This is a genomic window from Pseudomonas sp. P4_D7, assembly GCF_056401755.1.
This window is the reverse complement of sequence record NZ_JBFUIR010000007.1, coordinates 57615-77625: the sequence shown is the minus strand read 5'-3', so window position 1 is coordinate 77625 and position 20011 is coordinate 57615. Positions and strand designations below refer to the sequence as shown.

The 20011-nt window shown below is 60.3% G+C and carries 20 protein-coding genes and 1 other RNA gene; 11 read left to right on the top strand and 10 right to left on the bottom strand.

The window, feature by feature from the left end:
- Nucleotides 1–242: 242 nt before the first annotated feature.
- From AC1DVF_RS07335 to AC1DVF_RS07305, 7 genes are all read left to right on the top strand, one after another.
- Nucleotides 243–950, top strand: a complete 708-nt coding sequence (locus AC1DVF_RS07335) for a FadR/GntR family transcriptional regulator (protein WP_093429746.1) — start codon at nt 243–245, stop codon at nt 948–950.
- 120 nt (nt 951–1070) lie between these two features.
- Nucleotides 1071–1400 (top strand): thioredoxin TrxA, encoded by a 330-nt coding sequence (gene trxA, locus AC1DVF_RS07330; protein WP_003206727.1) that lies wholly within the window; start codon nt 1071–1073, stop codon nt 1398–1400.
- Nucleotides 1401–1650: 250 nt separating this feature from the next.
- Nucleotides 1651–2910: a transcription termination factor Rho gene (gene rho, locus AC1DVF_RS07325; RefSeq protein ID WP_003229334.1), complete on the top strand. Its 1260-nt coding sequence runs from the start codon at nt 1651–1653 to the stop codon at nt 2908–2910.
- A 138-nt stretch (nt 2911–3048) separates the two neighbouring features.
- Nucleotides 3049–5010 carry an acyltransferase family protein gene (locus tag AC1DVF_RS07320; protein WP_460089221.1) on the top strand — a complete coding sequence of 654 codons (1962 nt, stop codon included), beginning with the start codon at nt 3049–3051 and terminating at the stop codon, nt 5008–5010.
- An 80-nt stretch (nt 5011–5090) separates the two neighbouring features.
- Nucleotides 5091–6557, top strand: a complete 1467-nt coding sequence (gene ubiD / locus AC1DVF_RS07315; protein ID WP_003229330.1) for a 4-hydroxy-3-polyprenylbenzoate decarboxylase — start codon at nt 5091–5093, stop codon at nt 6555–6557.
- On the top strand, nt 6557–7525 hold the full coding sequence (locus AC1DVF_RS07310; protein WP_095049381.1) for a CDP-6-deoxy-delta-3,4-glucoseen reductase: 969 nt from the start codon (nt 6557–6559) through the stop codon (nt 7523–7525). The genes ubiD and AC1DVF_RS07310 overlap by 1 nt, the downstream gene beginning before the upstream one ends.
- Nucleotides 7526–7721: 196 nt before the next feature.
- A complete protein-coding gene (locus AC1DVF_RS07305; protein WP_427119170.1) occupies nt 7722–8390 on the top strand; it encodes a gamma-glutamylcyclotransferase in 669 nt (222 codons plus the stop codon).
- Here AC1DVF_RS07305 and glpT read toward each other — a convergent pair.
- Nucleotides 8366–9715, bottom strand: coding sequence for a glycerol-3-phosphate transporter (glpT, locus tag AC1DVF_RS07300; protein ID WP_016985912.1), 1350 nt, complete (start codon nt 9713–9715; stop codon nt 8366–8368). The genes AC1DVF_RS07305 and glpT overlap by 25 nt on opposite strands.
- 224 nt (nt 9716–9939) lie before the next feature.
- Here glpT and AC1DVF_RS07295 point away from each other — a divergent pair, with 224 nt between their 5' ends.
- Nucleotides 9940–10569 carry a flagellar basal body-associated protein FliL gene (locus AC1DVF_RS07295; RefSeq protein WP_116254274.1) on the top strand — a complete coding sequence of 210 codons (630 nt, stop codon included), beginning with the start codon at nt 9940–9942 and terminating at the stop codon, nt 10567–10569.
- Nucleotides 10570–10575: 6 nt separating this feature from the next.
- Here the strand turns inward: AC1DVF_RS07295 and AC1DVF_RS07290 are convergent, their stop codons facing one another.
- Complete coding sequence (locus AC1DVF_RS07290; RefSeq protein WP_320336171.1) at nt 10576–11553, bottom strand: NADPH:quinone oxidoreductase family protein; 978 nt, start codon at nt 11551–11553, stop codon at nt 10576–10578.
- A gap of 150 nt (nt 11554–11703) precedes the next feature.
- On the opposite strand from AC1DVF_RS07290, the gene AC1DVF_RS07285 reads away from it, so the two are divergent.
- Nucleotides 11704–12111 (top strand): flagellar basal body-associated protein FliL, encoded by a 408-nt coding sequence (locus AC1DVF_RS07285; protein WP_027610485.1) that lies wholly within the window; start codon nt 11704–11706, stop codon nt 12109–12111.
- Nucleotides 12112–12127: 16 nt separating this feature from the next.
- Here the strand turns inward: AC1DVF_RS07285 and AC1DVF_RS07280 are convergent, their stop codons facing one another.
- The 4 genes from AC1DVF_RS07280 to AC1DVF_RS07265 form a co-directional block, all read right to left on the bottom strand.
- Nucleotides 12128–13246 carry an ABC transporter permease gene (locus tag AC1DVF_RS07280; RefSeq protein ID WP_099757476.1) on the bottom strand — a complete coding sequence of 373 codons (1119 nt, stop codon included), beginning with the start codon at nt 13244–13246 and terminating at the stop codon, nt 12128–12130.
- A complete protein-coding gene (gene rbbA / locus AC1DVF_RS07275) occupies nt 13246–15975 on the bottom strand; it encodes a ribosome-associated ATPase/putative transporter RbbA (protein WP_460089215.1) in 2730 nt (909 codons plus the stop codon). Before rbbA ends, AC1DVF_RS07280 begins: the two co-directional genes overlap by 1 nt.
- On the bottom strand, nt 15972–16937 hold the full coding sequence (locus AC1DVF_RS07270; RefSeq protein ID WP_099757474.1) for an HlyD family secretion protein: 966 nt from the start codon (nt 16935–16937) through the stop codon (nt 15972–15974). The genes rbbA and AC1DVF_RS07270 overlap by 4 nt, the downstream gene beginning before the upstream one ends.
- A gap of 121 nt (nt 16938–17058) precedes the next feature.
- The gene (locus AC1DVF_RS07265; RefSeq protein ID WP_099757473.1) at nt 17059–17508 is read right to left on the bottom strand and encodes an EVE domain-containing protein; all 450 of its coding nucleotides are present in this window, start codon (nt 17506–17508) and stop codon (nt 17059–17061) included.
- Nucleotides 17509–17705: 197 nt separating this feature from the next.
- Here AC1DVF_RS07265 and AC1DVF_RS07260 point away from each other — a divergent pair, with 197 nt between their 5' ends.
- Complete coding sequence (locus AC1DVF_RS07260; RefSeq protein ID WP_016985917.1) at nt 17706–17861, top strand: hypothetical protein; 156 nt, start codon at nt 17706–17708, stop codon at nt 17859–17861.
- 36 nt (nt 17862–17897) lie between these two features.
- On the opposite strand, the gene AC1DVF_RS07255 is transcribed toward AC1DVF_RS07260, so the two are convergent.
- The 4 genes from AC1DVF_RS07255 to AC1DVF_RS07240 all read right to left on the bottom strand — a co-directional run bounded on the left by AC1DVF_RS07255 (nt 17898) and on the right by AC1DVF_RS07240 (nt 19315).
- A complete protein-coding gene (locus AC1DVF_RS07255) occupies nt 17898–18503 on the bottom strand; it encodes a 5-formyltetrahydrofolate cyclo-ligase (RefSeq protein WP_099757472.1) in 606 nt (201 codons plus the stop codon).
- Nucleotides 18504–18582: 79 nt separating this feature from the next.
- Nucleotides 18583–18761, bottom strand: a non-coding RNA gene (ssrS, locus tag AC1DVF_RS07250) — 6S RNA.
- Between the two features lie 30 nt (nt 18762–18791).
- Nucleotides 18792–19109 (bottom strand): cell division protein ZapA, encoded by a 318-nt coding sequence (locus tag AC1DVF_RS07245; protein WP_093429754.1) that lies wholly within the window; start codon nt 19107–19109, stop codon nt 18792–18794.
- The gene (locus AC1DVF_RS07240) at nt 19106–19315 is read right to left on the bottom strand and encodes a TIGR02449 family protein (RefSeq protein WP_007911197.1); all 210 of its coding nucleotides are present in this window, start codon (nt 19313–19315) and stop codon (nt 19106–19108) included. The genes AC1DVF_RS07245 and AC1DVF_RS07240 overlap by 4 nt, the downstream gene beginning before the upstream one ends.
- A gap of 125 nt (nt 19316–19440) precedes the next feature.
- Here AC1DVF_RS07240 and AC1DVF_RS07235 point away from each other — a divergent pair, with 125 nt between their 5' ends.
- On the top strand, nt 19441–20001 hold the full coding sequence (locus tag AC1DVF_RS07235) for a YecA/YgfB family protein (protein ID WP_093429755.1): 561 nt from the start codon (nt 19441–19443) through the stop codon (nt 19999–20001).
- The last annotated feature ends 10 nt before the right edge of the window (nt 20002–20011 follow it).

Below are 20011 nucleotides of genomic sequence, written 5' to 3'. Positions count from 1 at the left end.
TCGGCGAGAAGTGATTTCTGCGATCGGACAGAGCATGGGCCGTGCCAATACGTGGTTTTCGCCCCCGCAGACCGCAGTTTCAGCGACTTTGCTCGGTCTTACTGGTCTGAACAGTCAGGTTGTTTTTCGCACTGCCATGGCGCACCGGTGTGGTTTGCCGAACCCTGCTGGGGCACGACTTGCCGGACTCGGCGAATAGCTTTACAACTAGCCGCACATTGGCCTGGCGCGTCTGAAAAACCATGAACTCGATTTCCCGTGCGGTACCCGAAGTGGCGCTGCAAGCGATCCGCAAACTGATCACTGAGCAGGGTTTCGGTGCGGGCGATGCGTTGCCGTCGCAACGGGACCTGGCGCTACAACTGGGCGTTAGCCGGGCATCGTTGCGTGAGGCGCTGTCGTCGCTGAGTGCGCTGGGCGTGGTCAGTATTCAGCCGGGCAAAGGCGTGTTCGTGCAGTCGCCCGTAGAGTTGCCGCGTGGTGCGCAGGCACCGGGCTGGCCATTTGCGGCGCAAGCGTCACCGCTGGACATCTTTCAATTGCGCTATGCGCTGGAAGGCTTCGCCGCAGGGCTGGCGGCGGTCACGTTAAGCACGTTCGATCTGGATGCGCTCGAAGACAACGTTGCGGCCATGCGTGACCAATTGAAGGTCGGTGACTTTGAAGCGGCGGCGAAACTCGACTTCGAATTCCACCGCCGAATCCTCTTGGCCAGCGGCAATCAGGCGATGCTGAGCATCCTTACCGCCAGCGCCGAGATGTTCCTGGAGAGCCAGAAACTACCGTTCATCCGTGCCGAACGCGCCATGGAAACCTGGCAGGAACACCGCAAGATCCTCCGCGCCCTCGCGCGCCGGGCGTCGGGCGCGGCACAAAAAGCCATGCAGGAACACGTGCGCAACGCCGCCCTGCGTACCGGAATTGCTTTCATTGCCCCCGCCACGACGTGACTTGAGCTATACCCAAACTCATCGAGTGCCATAGCAAGACTCAATCAACTGCGGCTTCCTGAACAGGGGAAGGGCGGCTATGATGGGCCACGTTTTTTTGCTTACAACCTGGAGAATTCCATGAGCAGCGATCTTATCAAACACGTTAGCGACGCTAGCTTCGAAGCCGACGTACTCAAGGCCGAAGGCGCTGTCCTGGTCGATTACTGGGCTGAATGGTGCGGTCCTTGCAAAATGATCGCTCCGGTTCTGGACGAGATTGCCGAGACTTACAAAGGCAAGCTGACCGTTGCCAAACTGAACATCGACGAAAACCAGGAAACCCCGGCCAAGCACGGCGTGCGTGGTATCCCGACGCTGATGCTGTTCAAGAACGGCAACGTTGAAGCGACCAAAGTCGGCGCCCTGTCGAAGTCGCAACTGGCGGCTTTCCTCGACGCCAACATCTAAGCGTCGCTGTAAAGTGCCTGAAAAAAAGCCCCGCAAATTAGCGGGGCTTTTTGCGTATTCAGGGCTAGACGCTCCGAAACTCAGGTGGTACATTCGGCCCCGCACTGGTTTCTCCATTGCCCCCTGCTAGCCGTCGCCGACGCACTCCTTTTCGAATTAGTTCGCGATCCTGTCGCCTTCTCCGCGGCGCGGCCTCATTAAGCCAAAAGCTTAATTTCCCCCCCTCCATAAATGATTACGTCATTCCTATATGAATCTGACTGAACTCAAGCAAAAGCCGATTACCGAACTGCTCGAATTGGCCGAACAGATGGGCATAGAAAATATGGCCCGTTCGCGCAAGCAGGACGTGATTTTCTCCCTGCTGAAAAAGCACGCGAAAAGCGGCGAGGAAATCTCCGGTGATGGCGTGCTGGAGATTCTCCAGGACGGCTTCGGCTTCCTGCGCTCCGCTGACGCTTCCTACCTGGCCGGCCCGGACGATATCTACGTCTCGCCAAGCCAGATCCGCCGTTTCAACTTGCGCACCGGTGACACCATCGTTGGCAAGATCCGCCCTCCGAAGGAAGGCGAGCGGTATTTCGCCCTGCTCAAGGTCGACACGATCAACTTCGATCGTCCCGAGAACGCGAAAAACAAGATTCTCTTCGAGAACCTGACTCCGCTGTTCCCGACCGTGCGCATGAAGATGGAAGCCGGTAACGGCTCCACCGAAGACTTGACCGGTCGTGTCATCGACCTGTGCGCCCCGATCGGCAAAGGCCAGCGTGGTCTGATCGTTGCACCGCCGAAAGCCGGTAAAACGATCATGCTGCAGAACATCGCCGCGAACATCGCCCGCAACAACCCTGAAGTTCACTTGATCGTGCTGCTGATCGACGAACGTCCGGAAGAAGTAACCGAAATGCAGCGCACCGTGCGTGGCGAAGTGGTTGCCTCGACCTTCGACGAGCCGCCGACCCGTCACGTGCAGGTTGCTGAAATGGTGATCGAGAAGGCCAAGCGCCTTGTTGAACACAAGAAAGACGTGGTGATCCTGCTCGATTCCATCACCCGTCTGGCCCGTGCCTACAACACCGTGATCCCGAGCTCCGGCAAGGTATTGACCGGTGGTGTCGATGCCCACGCCCTCGAGAAGCCAAAGCGTTTCTTCGGTGCCGCGCGTAACATCGAAGAAGGCGGCTCGCTGACCATTATCGCCACCGCGCTGGTTGAAACCGGCTCGAAGATGGACGAAGTGATCTACGAAGAGTTCAAGGGTACCGGCAACATGGAACTGCCTCTGGATCGCAAGATCGCCGAGAAGCGCGTGTTCCCGGCCATCAACATCAACCGCTCCGGCACCCGCCGCGAAGAGTTGCTGACTGCCGACGACGAACTGCAGCGTATGTGGATCCTGCGCAAGCTGCTGCACCCGATGGACGAAGTGGCTGCCATCGAGTTCCTGGTCGACAAACTGAAAACGACCAAGACCAACGACGAGTTCTTCTTGTCGATGAAGCGCAAGTAATACGCAAGCCGTTTGAAAAAAGCGTCCGAAAGGGCGCTTTTTTTTGCCTTGAATTATTTGTATCTGGATTGAAGTTTGCGCGGCTGATAACTTCGCGCCTTCAAGGGATTTTGTATCCAGAACAGGTAAGGTTTTTTCATGCACACGTTTGGCAATCGCCGTGATATCGACGGATTACGGGCACTGGCGGTTATTCCCGTCGTACTGTTTCATTTCGGATTCACTACATTCAGCGGTGGTTTTGTCGGCGTTGATGTGTTCTTCGTCATTTCCGGCTTCCTGATTACCTCGATTCTGTTCCGCGAAATCAGCGCTCAGCGTTTCAGTTTTCTGGACTTCTGGGGCCGTCGTGCCCGGCGTATCCTGCCGGCATTGACCGTCGTGGTTATCGTGACGCTGGCATTAGGCTGGCTGTTGCTGACGGCCAAAGACCTGGCTGAACTCGGGCGGACGATTCGTTACCAGTCGCTGTTCATTTCCAACATTCTGTTCATGCGTGAAGACGGCTACTTTGCGCCGGCGTCGGAGCTCAAACCGCTGCTGCATACCTGGTCGCTGGCGGTGGAGGAGCAGTACTACATCTTCTTCCCGTTGATGATGGTGTTGCTGATGCGGTATGTCCGTCATTGGCGCTGGATGCTGTTCGCGGTCCTGTTGGTGTCGTTTGGCCTGAACCTCATTTATATCGAACGCCGGCCTGAATTCGCCTTCTTCGCGCTGCCGACCCGCGCCTGGGAGCTGCTCTGCGGAGCAATGCTGGCGGTGCTGCCCGCGTCGAAACACGTCGCACGGCCGTGGCTGCGCCAGTCGGTGGGCCTGGCCGGACTGGCGGCGGTGCTGCTGGCGATATTCACCTTTGACAAGTCCACGGTGTTCCCGGGCTGGGCGGCATTGCTGCCGGTATTGGGCACTACCGCGTTGATCTGGTCGGGCGCGCAAGGTGCGACGTGGGCCAGCCGTCTGTTGAGTGTCCGCGTTCTGGTGTGGGTCGGCCTGCTGTCCTACTCCCTGTATCTGTGGCACTGGCCGGTTTATGTGTATGCCAATGCAATTTCCATCGACGGCATCCAGCCGCTGGAGGCGCTTGGCTGGATGGCGCTGGCGTTGGCCCTGGCGTGGTTGAGCCTGCGTTATATCGAGCTGCCCTTTCGTGAGAAACGAGTGTTCGCCAAGCGGAATTCCATGTTGGTCGGTGGTTTGCTGTCGATCACCGTGCTGGCGATTACCGGCTCGGTGATTAACTCGTCAGACGGTGTGCCACAGCGTCTGACCGGCAAGGCGCTGGAATACGCGCAATCGCGGGAGTGGAAGGCCGGGCAAGCGGATTGCATGCAGCTGAGCACGGACAAAACGCTGGACAAGGCCTGTCGGTTGGGCGGCGATGAACAGGTCGCTCCGACCAAGATGTTCTGGGGCGACAGTCACACGGCGGCACTGTTGCCGGCCATCGCCGGCACTCTCGGTCGCGACGCGCAGCCGGTCTGGTTGTACAGCCTGACGGCCTGCCCGCCGATTGTCGAAGACCGCCTGCGCCCTCAATGCCAGGACTTCAACAAACGCAACATGGCGCTGGTGCTCAGTCGAGGTATCAAGGATGTCGTACTGGCGGCGAACTGGAGCCTGTACATTTATGGTCGCGAAGACGGCGACGGCGACAGACAGTTTCTGCTTGAGCGCAAGGACAGTCCGGCGCAAGCCGAACAGCGTCTGGCTGCCGGGCTCAAGGCGCAAGTGGCTGAGCTGCGCGCGGCTGGTGTGCAAGTCTGGCTGTTCAAGGAAGTGCCGCTGCAGCACAAGAGCTACATCGACCGCCTGACCAGCCTCGCGCGCATCGGGCGCTCGGCGCAAGGGCTCGGTCGCCCGCTCAACGAGCATCTGGCGCGCCAGCGGTTTTTCACCGAGCTGTTCGGCTCGATGAGTGCGGCGGATCCCGGCGTGCATGTTATCGACCCGACCTCGCTGATGTGCAAGGACGGCTTGTGCGCCATTGATGTCGATGGCCACTCGCAATACAAGGATGCCGATCATCTTTCGGACGTGGGCAGTGCCAGACTGAGCCCGTTGTTTGCACCATTGCTGCTGGGTACTAGCCACAATTGAGCGATCCCGGGCGCTGACGGGCTGCTGTTTGCCCGTCAGAGCAGGTAGGATGTACGCCTATTTTGAGGGTGCCATCGTCAATGAAATTCAAGGATCTTCGGGATTTCGTGCAGCAGCTTGAGCAGCGCGGAGAGTTGAAACGCATCCAGATTCCCGTCTCGCCGGTGCTGGAAATGACCGAGGTGTGCGACCGCACGCTACGGGCCAAGGGCCCGGCGCTGTTGTTCGAAAAGCCCACTGGCTACGACATCCCGGTGCTCGGCAACCTGTTCGGCACGCCTGAACGGGTGGCGATGGGCATGGGTGCCGAGTCGGTCAGCGAGCTGCGCGAAATCGGCAAGCTGCTAGCGTTCCTCAAGGAGCCGGAGCCACCGAAGGGCTTGAAAGACGCATGGTCGAAACTGCCGATCTTCCGCAAGATCATCTCGATGGCGCCGAAAGTCGTCAAAGACGCGGTGTGCCAGGAAGTGGTCATCGAAGGCGACGACGTCGACCTCGCGATGCTGCCGGTGCAGACCTGCTGGCCCGGCGACGTCGGCCCGCTGATCACCTGGGGTCTGACCGTCACCAAAGGCCCGAACAAGGATCGTCAGAACCTCGGCATCTACCGTCAGCAAGTGATCGGCCGCAACAAGGTGATCATGCGCTGGCTCAGCCACCGTGGCGGTGCCCTCGACTTCCGCGAGTGGTGCGAGAAGCATCCGGGCCAGCCGTTCCCGGTGTCCGTCGCCCTGGGTGCGGATCCGGCGACCATTCTCGGCGCGGTGACGCCAGTGCCGGACAGCCTGTCCGAATACGCTTTCGCCGGTCTGTTGCGCGGTAACCGCACCGAACTGGTCAAGTGCCGTGGCAACGACCTGCAAGTGCCGGCCACCGCCGAAATCATCCTCGAAGGCGTAATTCACCCGGGCGAGATGGCTGACGAAGGTCCTTACGGCGACCACACCGGTTACTACAACGAAGTCGACAGCTTCCCGGTGTTCACCGTCGAGCGCATCACCCACCGGATCAAACCGATCTACCACAGCACCTACACCGGCCGTCCGCCAGATGAGCCGGCGATCCTCGGCGTTGCGTTGAACGAAGTGTTCGTGCCGATCCTGCAGAAGCAGTTCCCGGAGATCACCGACTTCTACCTGCCGCCGGAAGGCTGTTCGTACCGCATGGCTGTGGTGACGATGAAGAAGTCGTATCCGGGGCACGCCAAGCGCGTGATGCTCGGTGTCTGGTCGTTTTTGCGACAGTTCATGTACACCAAGTTCGTTATCGTCACTGACGACGATATCAACGCCCGCGACTGGAACGACGTGATCTGGGCCATCACCACGCGCATGGACCCCAAGCGCGACACGGTGATGATCGATAACACGCCGATCGACTACCTCGACTTCGCCTCGCCGGTCTCCGGCCTGGGGTCGAAAATGGGCCTCGATGCCACCCACAAGTGGCCGGGCGAAACCACTCGCGAGTGGGGTCGTGTGATCGTCAAGGACGACGCCGTCACCCAACGGATCGATGCCATCTGGAATCAGTTAGGAATAGATTGATGCGTGTAACCCTGCAGCCCTCCGGAGCAGTGCTTGAGATACAGCCCGGTGAGCGGATTCTCGACGGCGCGCGGCGTCTGGGCTACGAATGCCCGCAAAGCTGCCGCAACGGTAATTGTCATGTGTGTGCGGCGTTGCTGGTTGAAGGCCGCGTCGCGCAGGATGGCAAAGTGCACGACCACGGCGAGTTCTACACTTGCATAGCCGAGCCGCTGGAAGACTGCATCCTGCTGTGGGATGGCGTGCTCGCGCTGGGAGAACTGCCGGTGCGCAGCCTGTCGTGTCAGGTCATCGAGTGCCGCGACGTCGGTGGCGACACCTGGCGTGTGCGGCTACGCGCTCCGGCGGGCAAGCCACCGCGTTATCACGCCGGGCAATATTTGATGATCGAGCGCGAGAACGGCGAGAAGTCGGCGTTCTCCATGGCCTCGGCACCCCACGGCGGGCGTGATCTGGAAATCCATGTGCTGGCGCGCGAAGCCAGTGCACTGAGCCTGATCGAACAGCTGCAACGCAATGCGATGGTGCGGGTCGAGTTGCCGTTCGGCGATACGCATCTGGCCGAGCTGCCCGACGGGCCGCTGGTGTTGGTTGCCGCCGGCACCGGCATGGGCCAGATTCACGCCCTGATCGAACACTGCCGCGCCAAAGGCTTCAAACACCCGGTGCATCTGTACTGGGGCGTGCGCCGTCCGGAAGATTTCTATGAGATCGAACATTGGGACGAGTGGCTGAAATTACCCAATCTGTTCCTGCATAAAGTCGTCAGCGATCAATGCGGTTGGGAAGGGCGCTGCGGCATGCTGCACGAGGCAGTCTGTGAAGATTTCCCGGATCTGAAACCGCTGCACGTCTACGCCAGCGGCTCGCCGGCCATGGTCTACGGCACGCTGGACGCTCTGGTTGAAGCGGGTATGGACGCTCATCAAATGCGCGCCGACGTGTTCGCTTACGCCCCCCGCTCCTGATTCGTTATAACTCGCTATATAGCCGATCGGTATTTATGTAATTGCATAAATGCCGCTAGGTTATATAGCAATCAGGCAATCAATTAAGAACTGTGCCATGGCACTCAAATTGCCTTAAAACATATGTGCCTTATTGTTACAGCGGTGCGTTCTATTAAGTAATTCTTCACCCGCGGGGAGCTGAACGCTATTCGCCATGAGCGCCATTGAAAACGCTTTTCTGAATTTGAATTACCCTCCGCGGCTCGATCTTGGGCCGCAGCTGACGCACGAACAACTTCTCGCTTCCATGCAATCAACCATGGCGCGCCACAAGGGCGGGCCGGTGTGGCTGTTCGCGTATGGCTCACTGATCTGGCGGCCTGAATGCTCGGCGGTGGAGCGGCTGCGCGGACGCGTGCATGGTTACCATCGCGGTTTGTACCTGTGGTCGCACGAGCATCGCGGCACGCCGGAAATGCCCGGTCTGGTGTTTGGTCTGGATCGCGGCGGTTCGTGCAGTGGCTTCGCCTATCGCTTGCCGGAAGATAATCTCGACGCGGCGCTGTACGCCTTGTGGAAACGCGAGATGCCGGTGCCGTCCTACCGGCCACACTGGCTCAACTGCCGGCTCGAAGATGGCACTCAGGTGCAGGCCTTGGGATTCGTTTTGGAGCGACACCTGCCCAGCTATGCCGGCAACTTGCCGGATCACGTGCTGAGCCAGGTGTTCGCAAGCGCTTGCGGGCGTTACGGCACCACTCGCGATTATGTCGAGCAGACCGCCCACGCCCTGCGCAGCCACGCCATGCCAGACCGTAATCTGGAGGCGCGGCTCAAACGCTGTAAATCACAAAGCGATCAAGCGACTGCTTCGCGGCTCTGACTGGCGACTTGCTTGTGCCATAGCGTCGGGGCGAGGAAGGCCATTGCCAGCAGGCAAGCGCCCACCAGCAGGACGAAACCGCCATCCCAACCGAAATGGTCCACGGTGTAGCCCATCGCCGCACTGGCCGCGACCGAACCACCCAGATAGCCGAACAGGCCGGTGAAACCCGCAGCCGTGCCGGCGGCTTTCTTCGGCGCCAGTTCCAGCGCCTGCAGACCGATCAACATCACCGGGCCGTAGATCAGGAAGCCGATCGAAAACAGCGCGATCATGTCAACGGTCGGGTTGCCGGCCGGGTTCAGCCAGTAAACCAGGGTCGCCACGGTCACCAGCGCCATGAACACCATACCGGTCAGGCCACGGTTGCCACGGAAGATCTTGTCCGACATCCAGCCGCACAGCAGCGTGCCGGGAATGCCCGCCCACTCGTAGAAGAAGTAAGCCCACGAAGTTTTATCGACGGTGAAACCCTTGGCTTCTTTCAGGTAGGTCGGCGCCCAGTCCAGTACGCCGTAGCGCAGCAGGTAAACGAAGACGTTAGCCATGGCGATGTACCAGAGCATTTTGTTGCGCAGCACGTATTTGACGAAGATTTCCTTGGCACTGAATTCGTCTTCGTGGCTGGCGTCGTAGCCTTCCGGGTAATCGTTCTTGTACTTCTCGATGGGTGGCAGGCCGACCGATTGCGGGGTGTCGCGCATGGTGATGAAGGCAAATACCGCCACGCCCAGCGCCACGGCTGCCGGTACGTAAAACGCCGCGTGCCAGTCGTTGAACAAGCCCATGCCGAGCAGGAACAGCGGGCCGATCAGGCCGCCGCCAACGTTATGCGCCACGTTCCACACGGATACCACGCCACCGCGTTCCTTCTGCGACCACCAGTGCACCATCGTCCGGCCACTTGGCGGCCAGCCCATGCCTTGGGCCCAGCCGTTGATGAACAGCAGGATGAACATCATGGTTACGCTGGACGTTGCCCAAGGCGCGAAACCGAAAATGAACATCACCCCGGCCGAGACCAGCAGACCGAACGGCAGGAAGTAGCGCGGGTTGGAACGGTCGGACACCAGGCCCATGAGGAATTTCGACAGGCCATAGGCAATGGCGATCGCCGACATCGCCAGACCCAGATCACCACGGCTGTAGCCCTCGTCGATCAGGTACGGCATGGCCAGCGAGAAGTTTTTGCGCAGCAGGTAATAACCGGCGTAGCCAAAGAAAATACCGGCGAAGATCTGCCAGCGCAGGCGTCGGTACGTGCTGTCTATTTTTTCTTCAGGCAATGGAGCCTGATGTGCGGCAGGACGAAAGAAAGCAAACATTCAAGAGCTCCAGATTTCTTGTTTTGACTGCGGATGCGAATGTTACAGTTTCGTTACCGAAAATAGCACCGGTTCGCATCGAGCAAATAGCGGAAAATGTTGGAAGTCGCGCGTTCCTTTACGAACCTGTCGCTCAGCTGTAAGAACAGGGCGTTTTCGTCGCGCTCGGGACGTTGTGACTTAGACTCGCGATTTACAGATCGACTGATTTCGCGAGATAAACGATGACCCCGAAAGTTCGCAGGCTATTGCCCAGACTGTTGATGGTTGCTGCGGTGACTGCTTCAGTACTGGTGTTGAGCTTCGCACAGGGTTCTGCAGCGCCAGGCCTGCGCAATGTCACCGTATTGATCGTCCGTCATGCGGAAAAGCCTGAAGTCGGCCGTGAACTCAATGCCCGGGGCGAACAGCGCGCCGCTGCCTACGCGGACTATTTCACCTCGTTGCAACTGGACGACCAGACACTCACGCCCCAGCGTCTGATCGCTACCGCCGACAGCCCGGAAAGCATCCGACCGCGTCAGACACTGATTCCACTGTCCCAGCGCCTGCAATTGCCCATCGAGCAGCCCTACGCCAATAACGACGTCGACAAACTGGTCAGCCTGCTGCGCAAGAACAATCAGGCGAAAACAGTGCTGATCGCTTGGCATCACGGCCACATCAATAAACTGATTGCCGCTTTCGGCGGCGATGGTCCGGCACTGATCGGCCAGCCGAAATGGCCGGTGGATGTCTACGACTGGCTGATTGTTTTGCGCTTCGATGACAAGGGAAAGCTGGTTGGGTCACAGAGCGAAAAGGTTCAGGAACATCTGATGCCGGGCGACATTGCGGCGTCGCCCGGTCGTTGAAGAGTCTCAGCGAACCTTTACCACAACCTTCCCGACAGCCTTGCGCTGGCCAAGATCATTGATCGCCTGCGCCGCATTGCTCAGCGGATAGACCTGCGACACCAGCGGTTTCAACTTGCCCTCGGCGAACCAGCCGAATAACTGCTGGAAGTTCGCCGCGTTGTCCTGCGGCTGGCGCTGGGCGAAGGAGCCCCAGAAGACGCCGAGCACCGCCGCGCCCTTGAGCAGGGCAAGGTTGACCGGCAGTTCCGGGATGCGTCCGCTGGCGAAGCCGACCACCAGCAGGCGGCCGTTCCAGGCGATGGCGCGGATGGCCTGGTCGAACAGATCGCCACCGACCGGGTCGTAGATCACGTCAGCGCCCTGACCATCGGTGAGGCGTTTGATTTCTTCCTTGAGGCTGGCTTCGCTGTAATTGATCAGCTCATCGGCACCGGCAGCTTTGGCCACCGCGAGTTTCTCGGCACTGCTGGCGGCGGCGAGGACGCGAGCGCCCATGGCTTTACCGATTTCCACCGCCGCCAAACCGACGCCGCCGGACGCACCGAGTACCAGCAGGGTTTCCCCCGCTTGCAGGTTGGCGCGTTGCTTGAGGGCGTGCATCGAGGTGCCGTAAGTCATGCTGAACGCGGCGGCGGTGTTGAAATCCATCGACGGCGGAATCGGCAGGACGTTGTAGCCCGGCACCGCGACCTGTTCAGCGAAGCTGCCCCAACCGGTCAGCGCCATGACTCGGTCACCGACCTTGAGGTGGCTGACCTTTTCCCCGACCTCCGTGACCACGCCAGCCGCTTCACCACCCGGCGAGAACGGGAAGGGCGGCTTGAACTGGTACTTGCCCTCGATGATCAGCGTGTCCGGGAAGTTGACCCCGGCGGCGTGCACCTCCAGGAGGATTTCGTTCTTCTTCGCGACAGGGCTGGCGACGTCTTCCAGCACCAGCGATTCGGCAGGGCCGAAGGCTTTGCACAGCACGGCTTTCATCAGGGCTATTCCTTTGGGAGTGATGGCCGATAAGTGTAGGTGTGTCAGTCAACGGGTCAACGAGCATGCCCGGCCCTGATAGTCAGCCATAAGCTTGTGCTTGCGTGGCGGGTCGTTATGCTAGGCCGCAAACCGGATAAGGAGCGAATTGTGAAAGCGTGGATCATGTTGTTGCTGGCCCTGTCTCTGCCTGTGGCAGCGCTGGCCGAAGAAGCCAAAGAAGGCGAGGCGCCGAAGGTCAACTACATCACCCTGAGCCCGCCGTTCGTGGGCAACTACGGGCTGGACGGCACGCCGAAGCTCAAGGTTTACAAGGCCGATGTGGCATTGCGCGTGACCGGTGAGGAGGCGACCAAACTGGTCAAGGCCAACGAGCCGCTGATCCGTAATCAGCTGGTGGCACTGTTCACCCAGCAGACCACCGAGGCGATGGGCAGCATCGAGGGTAAAGAGAAGCTGCGTCAGGAAGCGTTGAAGCAGACCCAGCAAGTGATGAATGACGAGACCGGCAAGCCGGTGGTTGAGGATCTGTTGTTCAACAACCTGATCATTCAGTAAGTGCGTTGGCTGCTGTTCAGGACGCCAGGCTTTTGCGAAAGCGCGCCAGCGCAATGACGAAGAACAGCAGGCCGATGGCCGTCAGCGCCAGCAAGTCCGGCCAGACCACGCTCAGCCCGGCGTCGCGAAACAGAATCGCGGCGCTGAGGCTGACAAAGTGCGTGGACGGCGAGCCCTGCATGACCCACTGCAGCCATTGCGGCATGCTGTCCAGTGGCGTGCTGCCACCCGACAGCAGCAACATCGGGATGATCACCGGAATCGCCAGTAAGCCGAACTGCGGCGTCGAACGTGCGAGTGTCGCCAGAAAGATCCCCAACGCGGTACTGGCAAACAGGTAAACCGCAGTCACCAGCAAAAACAGGCTCATCGAGCCCGACAGCGGCACGCCGAGTGCGCCTTTGACCACCACCTCCAGCGACAGCCAGGTGCACAGCACCACCACCAGCAGGTTGCTCCAGATTTTCGCCAGCATGATTTCCAGCGCCGTCAGCGGCAGCACCAGCAAATGGTCAAGCGTGCCGTGTTCGCGTTCGCGCAGTAGCGCCGTGCCCGTGAGGATGATTGCCAGAATAGTGATGTTGTTGACGATCTGAATCACCGCCAGAAACCAGCCACCCTCCAGGTTGGTGTTGAACAGCGCGCGGGTGGTCAGTTGAATCGGCGTTTTGCTCGCGGCATCGTCCTGGTCGCCAAAGGCCTGCAGCTCGCGCTGGAAAATCCGGCTGATGTAGCCAGCGCCCATGAACGCCTGGCTCATCGCGGTGGCATCGACGTTGACCTGAATGGCCGGTTGCCGCGCCGCCAGTAGATCGGTTTGAAACCCCGCCGGAATGTTGATCACGAAAGTGTACTGGCCGCTGTCCATGACCTGGTCCAGTTGCGGGTAGGGGAGCAACACTGGCGTCTGGAATTCCGGCGGTTGCAGGGCCTGGGCCAACTGGCGCGAGAGGGCGCTGTGGTCTTCGTCGACGATCGCCACGCTGGCGTTGTGCACGCCGATCACCGAGCCGGCGGCAGGCATGTAGATCGCCACGGTGAAGGCGTAGAACAGGAACAGCAGCAACACGCTGTCGTGGCGCAGGCTGGTCAGTTCCTTGAGCCCCAGGCGCAGGATGTGCGCGAACTTGTGCATCAGGCCTCCTGCTTTTTCAGCATGATCAGGCTCAGCCCGGTGAACCCGACAAAGAACCCGAACAGCGCCAGGCACTGCGGCCACAGCTGCCGCAGGTCCAGCGCTTTGGTGAACGTCCCCACGGCAATGTCGAGAAAGTGTCCTGCCGGAAACAGCATGCCCATCACCGCAGCCGCTCCTTCCAGTGAAGAACGCGGCACGATCAGTCCGGAGAACTGGATGGTCGGCAGGCTGGTAATGATCATGGTGCCGAGGATCGCGGCGATTTGCGTGCGGGTGAACGCCGAGATCAGCAGGCCCATGCTGGTGGTCGCCAGCACATACAGCAGGCCGCCAAACGCCAGCGTCAGCAGGCTGCCCTTGAACGGCACGCCAAACAGCCAGCGGTTCATCGCCACCAGCAGCGCGAGATTGACCAGACTGACCAGCAGGTATGGCGCCTGTTTGCCCAGCAGAAACTCCAGGCGGGTCAGGGGCGTGGCGTAGAAGTTGGTGATCGAGCCGAGTTCTTTTTCGCGCACGATGCCGAGTGCGGTGAGCATCGCCGGAATGAACGCCAGAATCAGCGCCATGACCCCGGGGCCAATAGCGTTGACGCTGACCACATCCTGGTTGTAGCGAAAGCGCGTTTCCAGGCTGGCACCCGCTTGGTGGCTGATGGCGGGGCTGCTCTGTTCGGCCAACTGCTGCAGGTTGGCCAGGTGCACGGCTTCGACATAATTGCGGCTGGTCTCGGCGCGAAACGGCATGCCGCCGTCCAGCCACGCCGCCACCGCAGGCTGGCGTCCGGCGTACAGGTCGCGGCCAAAGCCGGGCGGGATTTCCAGCGCCAGTTTGATTTCCGAGCGTTGCAGGCGGCGGTGCAGCTCTTGAGCGTCGTGGATGGCCGGCCGCTCATCGAAGTAGCGCGAGCCGCGAAAGGCTTCCAGATAGGTTCGGCTCTGCGGGGTTTGATCCTGATCGTAAACGGCGAACGCGAGGTTCTCTACGTCGAGGGAAATTCCGTAGCCGAAAATCACCATCATGAAAATCGCCCCCGCCAGCGCAAAAGCCATGCGCACTTTGTCGCGCAGCAGCTCCTTGCCTTCGCGACTGGCCACGGCCAGCAGGCGACCGAGGCTGAAACCGCGTTGCTGGTCTGGCGGCGCGGCGGCTGGCGCTGAAGGCGCTGTCGGCGATTCACTCGCGGGAGGCGATGGGGTATTGCCTTGGGCCTGTTCCAGACACGTCACGAAAGCGGCTTCCAGCGTCTCTCCGGCAAACTGACGCTGCAGCGCTGCCGGGGTGTCGCAAGCGAGGACTCTGCCGGCGTGCATCAGCGAAATGCGGTCGCAGCGCTGGGCTTCGTTCATGAAGTGGGTGGAGAGAAAAATCGTCACGCCTTGCTCGCGGGACAGTTCGATCAGCAGTCGCCAGAAGTCATCACGGGCTGCCGGGTCGACGCCGGAGGTCGGCTCATCGAGGATCAGCACTTCCGGACGATGCAACACCGCGACCGCCAGCGACAGGCGTTGACGCAGCCCGAGAGGCAGGGCACCGGACGGCTGATCGGCGACGCTGAGCAGGTTGAAGCGCTGAATCAATGCGTCGATGCGTTGCGCGCTTTCGGCCTTGGGCAAGTCGAACAGACGGGCGTGCAGCTCAAGGTTCTGCCGCACGCTGAGTTCGCCATACAGCGAAAAGCTCTGGGACATGAAGCCGACCCGCTTGCGCGTGGCCAGATCCTTGGCGTCCACCGGATTGCCCAGCAGTGTCGCGCTGCCTTCGCTGGCCGGCATCAGCCCGGTCAGGACTTTCATGGTTGTGGTCTTGCCGCAGCCGTTGGAGCCGAGAAAACCGAAAATCTCGCCGCGACCGATGGCGAAGCTGACGTGATCCACCGCAGTGAAATCGCCGAAGCGCAGCGTCAGGTCGTGGGCTTCGATGGCAATGTCTGTGGTACCGCCAGTACGCGGCGGAATGACCAACGGCTGAGCGTCGTGATGACTGTCGCCCTGGAAGTGTGTGAAGGCTTCATCGAGTTTGCCGCTGGGGGTGACGGCTGCCAACTCGCGGCTCAGACCGGTGGCAATCAATTGGCCGTTGTCGAGCATCAGGCAATGCTCGAACTGTTCGGCTTCTTCCATATACGCGGTGGCAACCAGCAGGGTCAGTTGCGGGCGCTCGCGCCGTACATCGTCGATCAGCTCCCAGAAGCGTCGGCGTGAGAGCGGGTCGACGCCGGTGGTCGGCTCATCGAGAATCAACAGATCCGGTTCATGGATCAGCGCGCAGCACAGGCCCAGCTTCTGTTTCATACCGCCGGACAACTTGCCGGCGGGGCGCTCGGCGAACTTCAGCAGGTCGGTGGCGAGCAGCAGATTGTGCATGCGTTGCTCGCTGTCGGCTTTCGACAGGCCGAACAGCGTGGCAAAGAACTGGATGTTTTCGCGGATCGACAGCTCGGGATACAGGTTGCCGCCCAATCCCTGGGGCATGAAGGCGATGCGCGCATACAGCGTGTCGCGGTGGCGGCGCTGCTGGATTTGCCCGCCGAGGACGTCCAGTTGCCCTTGCTGCAAGGCCTTCACGCCGGCGATCAGCCCGAGCAGGCTGGACTTGCCCGCACCATCGGGGCCGATCAGCCCGCAACGGGTGCCGGCGGGCAGGCTGAAGGTGATAGCGCTCAGCGCTTGCTGTTTGCCGTAACGGTGCGCGATCGCGTTCGCCTGAACCGCGAGGCTATTCATTGCAAATTGGCCGGCCAGGCAATCGGCGCGATGCGCACATAACCGGCGCCGGGCATGCCGGGCTTGGCTTGCGGCACGGCGCTGGGTTGGGTCAGGCGCAGCTTGACGCGGAACACCAGTTTTTGCCGCTCGTCACGGGTTTCGACCTCTTTGGGGGTGAACTGCGATTTGCCGGCGACGAAACTGATCTTCGCCGGCAAGGGTTTGTCGGGCAGGGCATCGAGCAGCACCCGGGCTTCATCGCCTACGGCCAGACGCCCGGCCACCGAGGCAGACAGGTAGAGGTTCATGTACTGATCGTTGGGATCAATCAACAGCAGGACGCGGCCACCGGCTCCCAGCACTTCGCCGGGTTCGGCCATGCGCAACTGGATCACCCCATCAATCGGCGCGCGCAGGCTGCTGTCGTCGATTTCGCTGGTCAGTTGAGCGACCTGTGCCTGCGCCGCGCCGATCGCTGCAGCGACCGCCGACACTTGGGCGCGGGCCGCCGTCACGGCAGCATTGCCGGTGCCGATACGCGACTGCAATTGATCGATAACCTGGGCGCTGACGAAACCGTGCTTGAACAGCGATTGCGAACGCCCCAGTTCCTGCTGGGCCAGTAGCAATTCACTCTGGCGCAATTGCACATTGGCCTCGGCGGCGTTGAGGTTTTCCCGGGCGCGCAAGACTTCGGCTTCGGCTTGAGTGCGCTGGGCTTCGAGGGTTCGGGTATCCATGCGCGCGAGCAGTTGGCCCTTGTTGACCTTGTCGCCTTCATCGACCAGCACCTCGGCCAGGCGTCCGGGTGTCTTGCTGGCGATCTGCACTTCGGTGGCTTCCAGCCGCCCGTTGCCCATCGACAGCCCTTCGACCAGACGGCTGCTGATCGACATCCAGTAACCGAGCCCGCCGGCGGCGGCGAGTAACACCAGAAGCGACCCGGCGTATAAAAGTGAAGAGCGGCTGTGCGTCGACATGGGGGCATCCTGCGGCTGTGGCGTGCAGTCTGACTGCTCAAGCGTTCCAGTCGCTTGATGTCAGTCAACCGAGCGCCAAGCCTAGCCCCTTTTTCGGCTAATAACCGTGACCGGGCAGTTCTCAGCGCAAGCCGAGCACGGCGGCCCACTGTTCGGCCGTCACGGGCATGACCGACAACCGCGAGCCCTTCTGCACCAACGGCATCTCGGCCAGCGCGGTCTGCTGCTTCAGATAATCCAGCTTCAATACCCGGGCAAACGTCTCGACGTGCGCAACATCAATCGCACTCCAGGCATTCTTCTCTGGAGTAGCCTTCGGGTCGAAGTAGTGGCTTTCCGGCTCCAGTGCGGTGGGATCCGGGTACGCCGCCTGAATAATTTTCCCGATACCGGCAATCCCCGGCTCCGGGCAGCTGGAATGGTAGAAAAAGAACTCGTCACCCACGGCCATCGAGCGCAGGAAGTTACGCGCCTGATAGTTGCGAACTCCGTCCCAGCGCGCTGTGCCGAGCTTTTCCAGACCTTTGATAGAGAGTTCGTCGGGCTCGGACTTCATCAGCCAATAGGCCATGGTTTTTGCTCCTGAAACGGTCATTGGGCAGGTTGTCGGGCAATTTTATGACAAACCGACAGTCGGTTGACGTCAGCGTTTGCGCGCAGGTTCACGTTGTCGCAAAATGCCGGCCTTTAAAGCTTGACGCTGCTGCACGGCCTACGAACGGAAACCGCTGCTGTCATCGTGATGATGTGCCTTGAGGGGGGCAATCGATGAAACGCAAACCGGATCTACTATGGACTTTGGTAATTTTGTTTGGCTTGGGCGTCGTGACCACTGGTTATGCGCAGAGCTTGTGGTCGAACAAGGCCGACGCGCCGATTGAAGTCGCGCAACAGGTGCAACAGTCGACAGCCTTCAAGCGCTGAAACGGCTTTCTCGACGCCGCTGATCTGCGCGGCGTCCTATCCCGCGAAATACCAAGCCTTGTCGCTGACCGTGCCTTGTAACGGTACATCCCAGCTTGCCTGCGCCAAGCGTTCGACCTTCTGACATTCATGGGCCAGGCCCAGCAGCGTCGGCTTGCGCCAGCTTTTTCGCCGAGCCAGATACGCCAGGCTGCGATCATAGAAACCGCCGCCCATCCCGAGTCGCCCGCCGACATCGTCAAACCCTACCAACGGCAATAACACCAGATCCAGTGTCCAGACCTTGCGTTGCTGTGCCAGATTGGCTCGCGGCTCGAGAATGCGGAAGCGATTGGGTTTAAGTTTCTCGCCGGGACGAATGCGTTGGAAAACCATCTTGGTGCGTGGCCAGGCGCTGAGCACCGGCAGATAAGTCGATTTACCCCGACGTTGAGCTTCGCGCAGCAGAAGGCGCGGATCGATTTCACCGTCTGTGGGCAGGTACAGAGAGATATGTCTGGCCCGGCGAAAGTGCGGGTCTTGTGCCAGTTGCCGGTACAGGCCCTTGGCAGCCTGGCGTTGTTCGCTCTTGGTCAGCGCACGGCGCGCCTTGCGCAGCAGGCGGCGGAGTTGCGGGCGGGGCAGCAGCGCGGGTTCGGTCATGGTTCGGCTTCGGCAGGTTGGACGAAAACGTACGCATAAAAAATCCGATGGCGGTTTTCACCGACATCGGATTCGAATCAGGCTCCCCGGATGAACCGCTGTCAACTTAGCCCTTGAACCCGAAAGTTCAAGGTGGAAGATGCAGTAGACTTTAAGGCTTTCCGTCTAGCGGACATGCACACCAGCCCAACGTGCAACTTCCAGGGTAGTGCGAATCGGCTCAGGGACATCGTCAACTGGCAAGCACCCCAGGGAGTGCCGCGAGTATACCGCAAGCGGCCAGTTGAATCAGCCCTTGCTGGTGTTCTGATCGTCGGCGAGGACCAGATCGACACGATCGAGCAAGTCGCGCACCTGTTCACGGGTCGAACCGCTGGCCTGGATGTCCGGACGCTCTTCTTTGTGCAAGAGGTCGTGGGTGATGTTCAGCGCGGCCATCACGGCGATACGGTCGGCACCGATGACTTTGCCGCTGCTGCGGATCTCACGCATCTTGCCATCCAGATAGCGCGCGGCACTGACCAGATTGCTGCGTTCTTCCTGCGGGCAGATGATCGAATATTCTTTATCGAGGATCTGCACGGTGACGCTATTGCTTGAACTCATGAGTCTTGCTCCAGGGCCTTGAGGCGCGAAATCATCGATTCGACCTTACGCCGGGCGATTTCGTTTTTTTCAATGAGGTGAGCGCGTTCCTCGCGCCAGGTCTTTTCCTGAGCTAGTAAGAGTGCATTTTGACTCTTTAGTTGCTCGACTCGGCCAATCAACAGTTCGAGTCTGGCCATCAGCGCTTGCAGGTCGGTGTCTTCCATTGTGTCCACGTGTTCGTCTGATGGGAGGTAGCTGGCGGACAGCCTTTAATAGTCTTGGCGAGTCTGTCGATGTAGGATACAAGGCCTTCATTCTAGACATAGCGCCGTCTGGCGCCTAGCTGCCCATGACCAATGCGAATTCCCCGTACCAAGCCTTTGCCACCCTGCTGACTTCCAGCGGCCACAACGTCTCGCCTGCCGAACTGCATGGCCTGCTGCTTGGCCGTAGTTGCGCCGGTGCCGGCTTCAATGCCGAAGAGTGGCTGATCGATGCTGCCGAGTTGCTCGAAAGCGAACCGCAGGACAATGTCCGCAACGCCTTGATCGGCCTGCAAGAGATGGTCAAAGGCGAGCTGACCGGCGACGACGTCACTGTCGTTCTGCTGCTGCCGACCGATGACGCACCGCTGGCTGACCGCGCCGCTGCACTGGGCCAATGGTGCCAGGGCTTCCTCAGCGGTTTCGGCCTGAACTGCCGCGACAGCAGCATGCTCAGCACTGAAGCCACCGAAGTGCTGCAGGATCTGGCCGCCATTTCCCAAGTGCAGGATGCTCTCGAAGAATCCGAAGACGGCGAAACCGACTACATGGAAGTCATGGAGTATCTGCGCGTCGCGCCGCTGCTGCTGTTCTCGGAAACCAAGAAAGCCGACGTGCCGCCAGCCGCCAAGCCGTCGCTGCATTAATCGCGTGCCA

What these genes read in the sequence shown, in the direction of transcription:
- AC1DVF_RS07335 (WP_093429746.1), top strand. Translation starts at nt 243, where the DNA reads ATGAACTCGATTTCCCGTGCGGTACCCGAAGTGGCGCTGCAAGCGATC.
- trxA (WP_003206727.1), top strand. Translation starts at nt 1,071, where the DNA reads ATGAGCAGCGATCTTATCAAACACGTTAGCGACGCTAGCTTCGAAGCC.
- rho (WP_003229334.1), top strand. Translation starts at nt 1,651, where the DNA reads ATGAATCTGACTGAACTCAAGCAAAAGCCGATTACCGAACTGCTCGAA.
- AC1DVF_RS07320 (WP_460089221.1), top strand. Translation starts at nt 3,049, where the DNA reads ATGCACACGTTTGGCAATCGCCGTGATATCGACGGATTACGGGCACTG.
- ubiD (WP_003229330.1), top strand. Translation starts at nt 5,091, where the DNA reads ATGAAATTCAAGGATCTTCGGGATTTCGTGCAGCAGCTTGAGCAGCGC.
- AC1DVF_RS07310 (WP_095049381.1), top strand. Translation starts at nt 6,557, where the DNA reads ATGCGTGTAACCCTGCAGCCCTCCGGAGCAGTGCTTGAGATACAGCCC.
- AC1DVF_RS07305 (WP_427119170.1), top strand. Translation starts at nt 7,722, where the DNA reads ATGAGCGCCATTGAAAACGCTTTTCTGAATTTGAATTACCCTCCGCGG.
- glpT (WP_016985912.1), bottom strand. Translation starts at nt 9,715, where the DNA reads ATGTTTGCTTTCTTTCGTCCTGCCGCACATCAGGCTCCATTGCCTGAA.
- AC1DVF_RS07295 (WP_116254274.1), top strand. Translation starts at nt 9,940, where the DNA reads ATGACCCCGAAAGTTCGCAGGCTATTGCCCAGACTGTTGATGGTTGCT.
- AC1DVF_RS07290 (WP_320336171.1), bottom strand. Translation starts at nt 11,553, where the DNA reads ATGAAAGCCGTGCTGTGCAAAGCCTTCGGCCCTGCCGAATCGCTGGTG.
- AC1DVF_RS07280 (WP_099757476.1), bottom strand. Translation starts at nt 13,246, where the DNA reads ATGCACAAGTTCGCGCACATCCTGCGCCTGGGGCTCAAGGAACTGACC.
- rbbA (WP_460089215.1), bottom strand. Translation starts at nt 15,975, where the DNA reads ATGAATAGCCTCGCGGTTCAGGCGAACGCGATCGCGCACCGTTACGGC.
- AC1DVF_RS07270 (WP_099757474.1), bottom strand. Translation starts at nt 16,937, where the DNA reads ATGTCGACGCACAGCCGCTCTTCACTTTTATACGCCGGGTCGCTTCTG.
- AC1DVF_RS07265 (WP_099757473.1), bottom strand. Translation starts at nt 17,508, where the DNA reads ATGGCCTATTGGCTGATGAAGTCCGAGCCCGACGAACTCTCTATCAAA.
- AC1DVF_RS07260 (WP_016985917.1), top strand. Translation starts at nt 17,706, where the DNA reads ATGAAACGCAAACCGGATCTACTATGGACTTTGGTAATTTTGTTTGGC.
- AC1DVF_RS07255 (WP_099757472.1), bottom strand. Translation starts at nt 18,503, where the DNA reads ATGACCGAACCCGCGCTGCTGCCCCGCCCGCAACTCCGCCGCCTGCTG.
- AC1DVF_RS07245 (WP_093429754.1), bottom strand. Translation starts at nt 19,109, where the DNA reads ATGAGTTCAAGCAATAGCGTCACCGTGCAGATCCTCGATAAAGAATAT.
- AC1DVF_RS07240 (WP_007911197.1), bottom strand. Translation starts at nt 19,315, where the DNA reads ATGGAAGACACCGACCTGCAAGCGCTGATGGCCAGACTCGAACTGTTG.
- AC1DVF_RS07235 (WP_093429755.1), top strand. Translation starts at nt 19,441, where the DNA reads ATGACCAATGCGAATTCCCCGTACCAAGCCTTTGCCACCCTGCTGACT.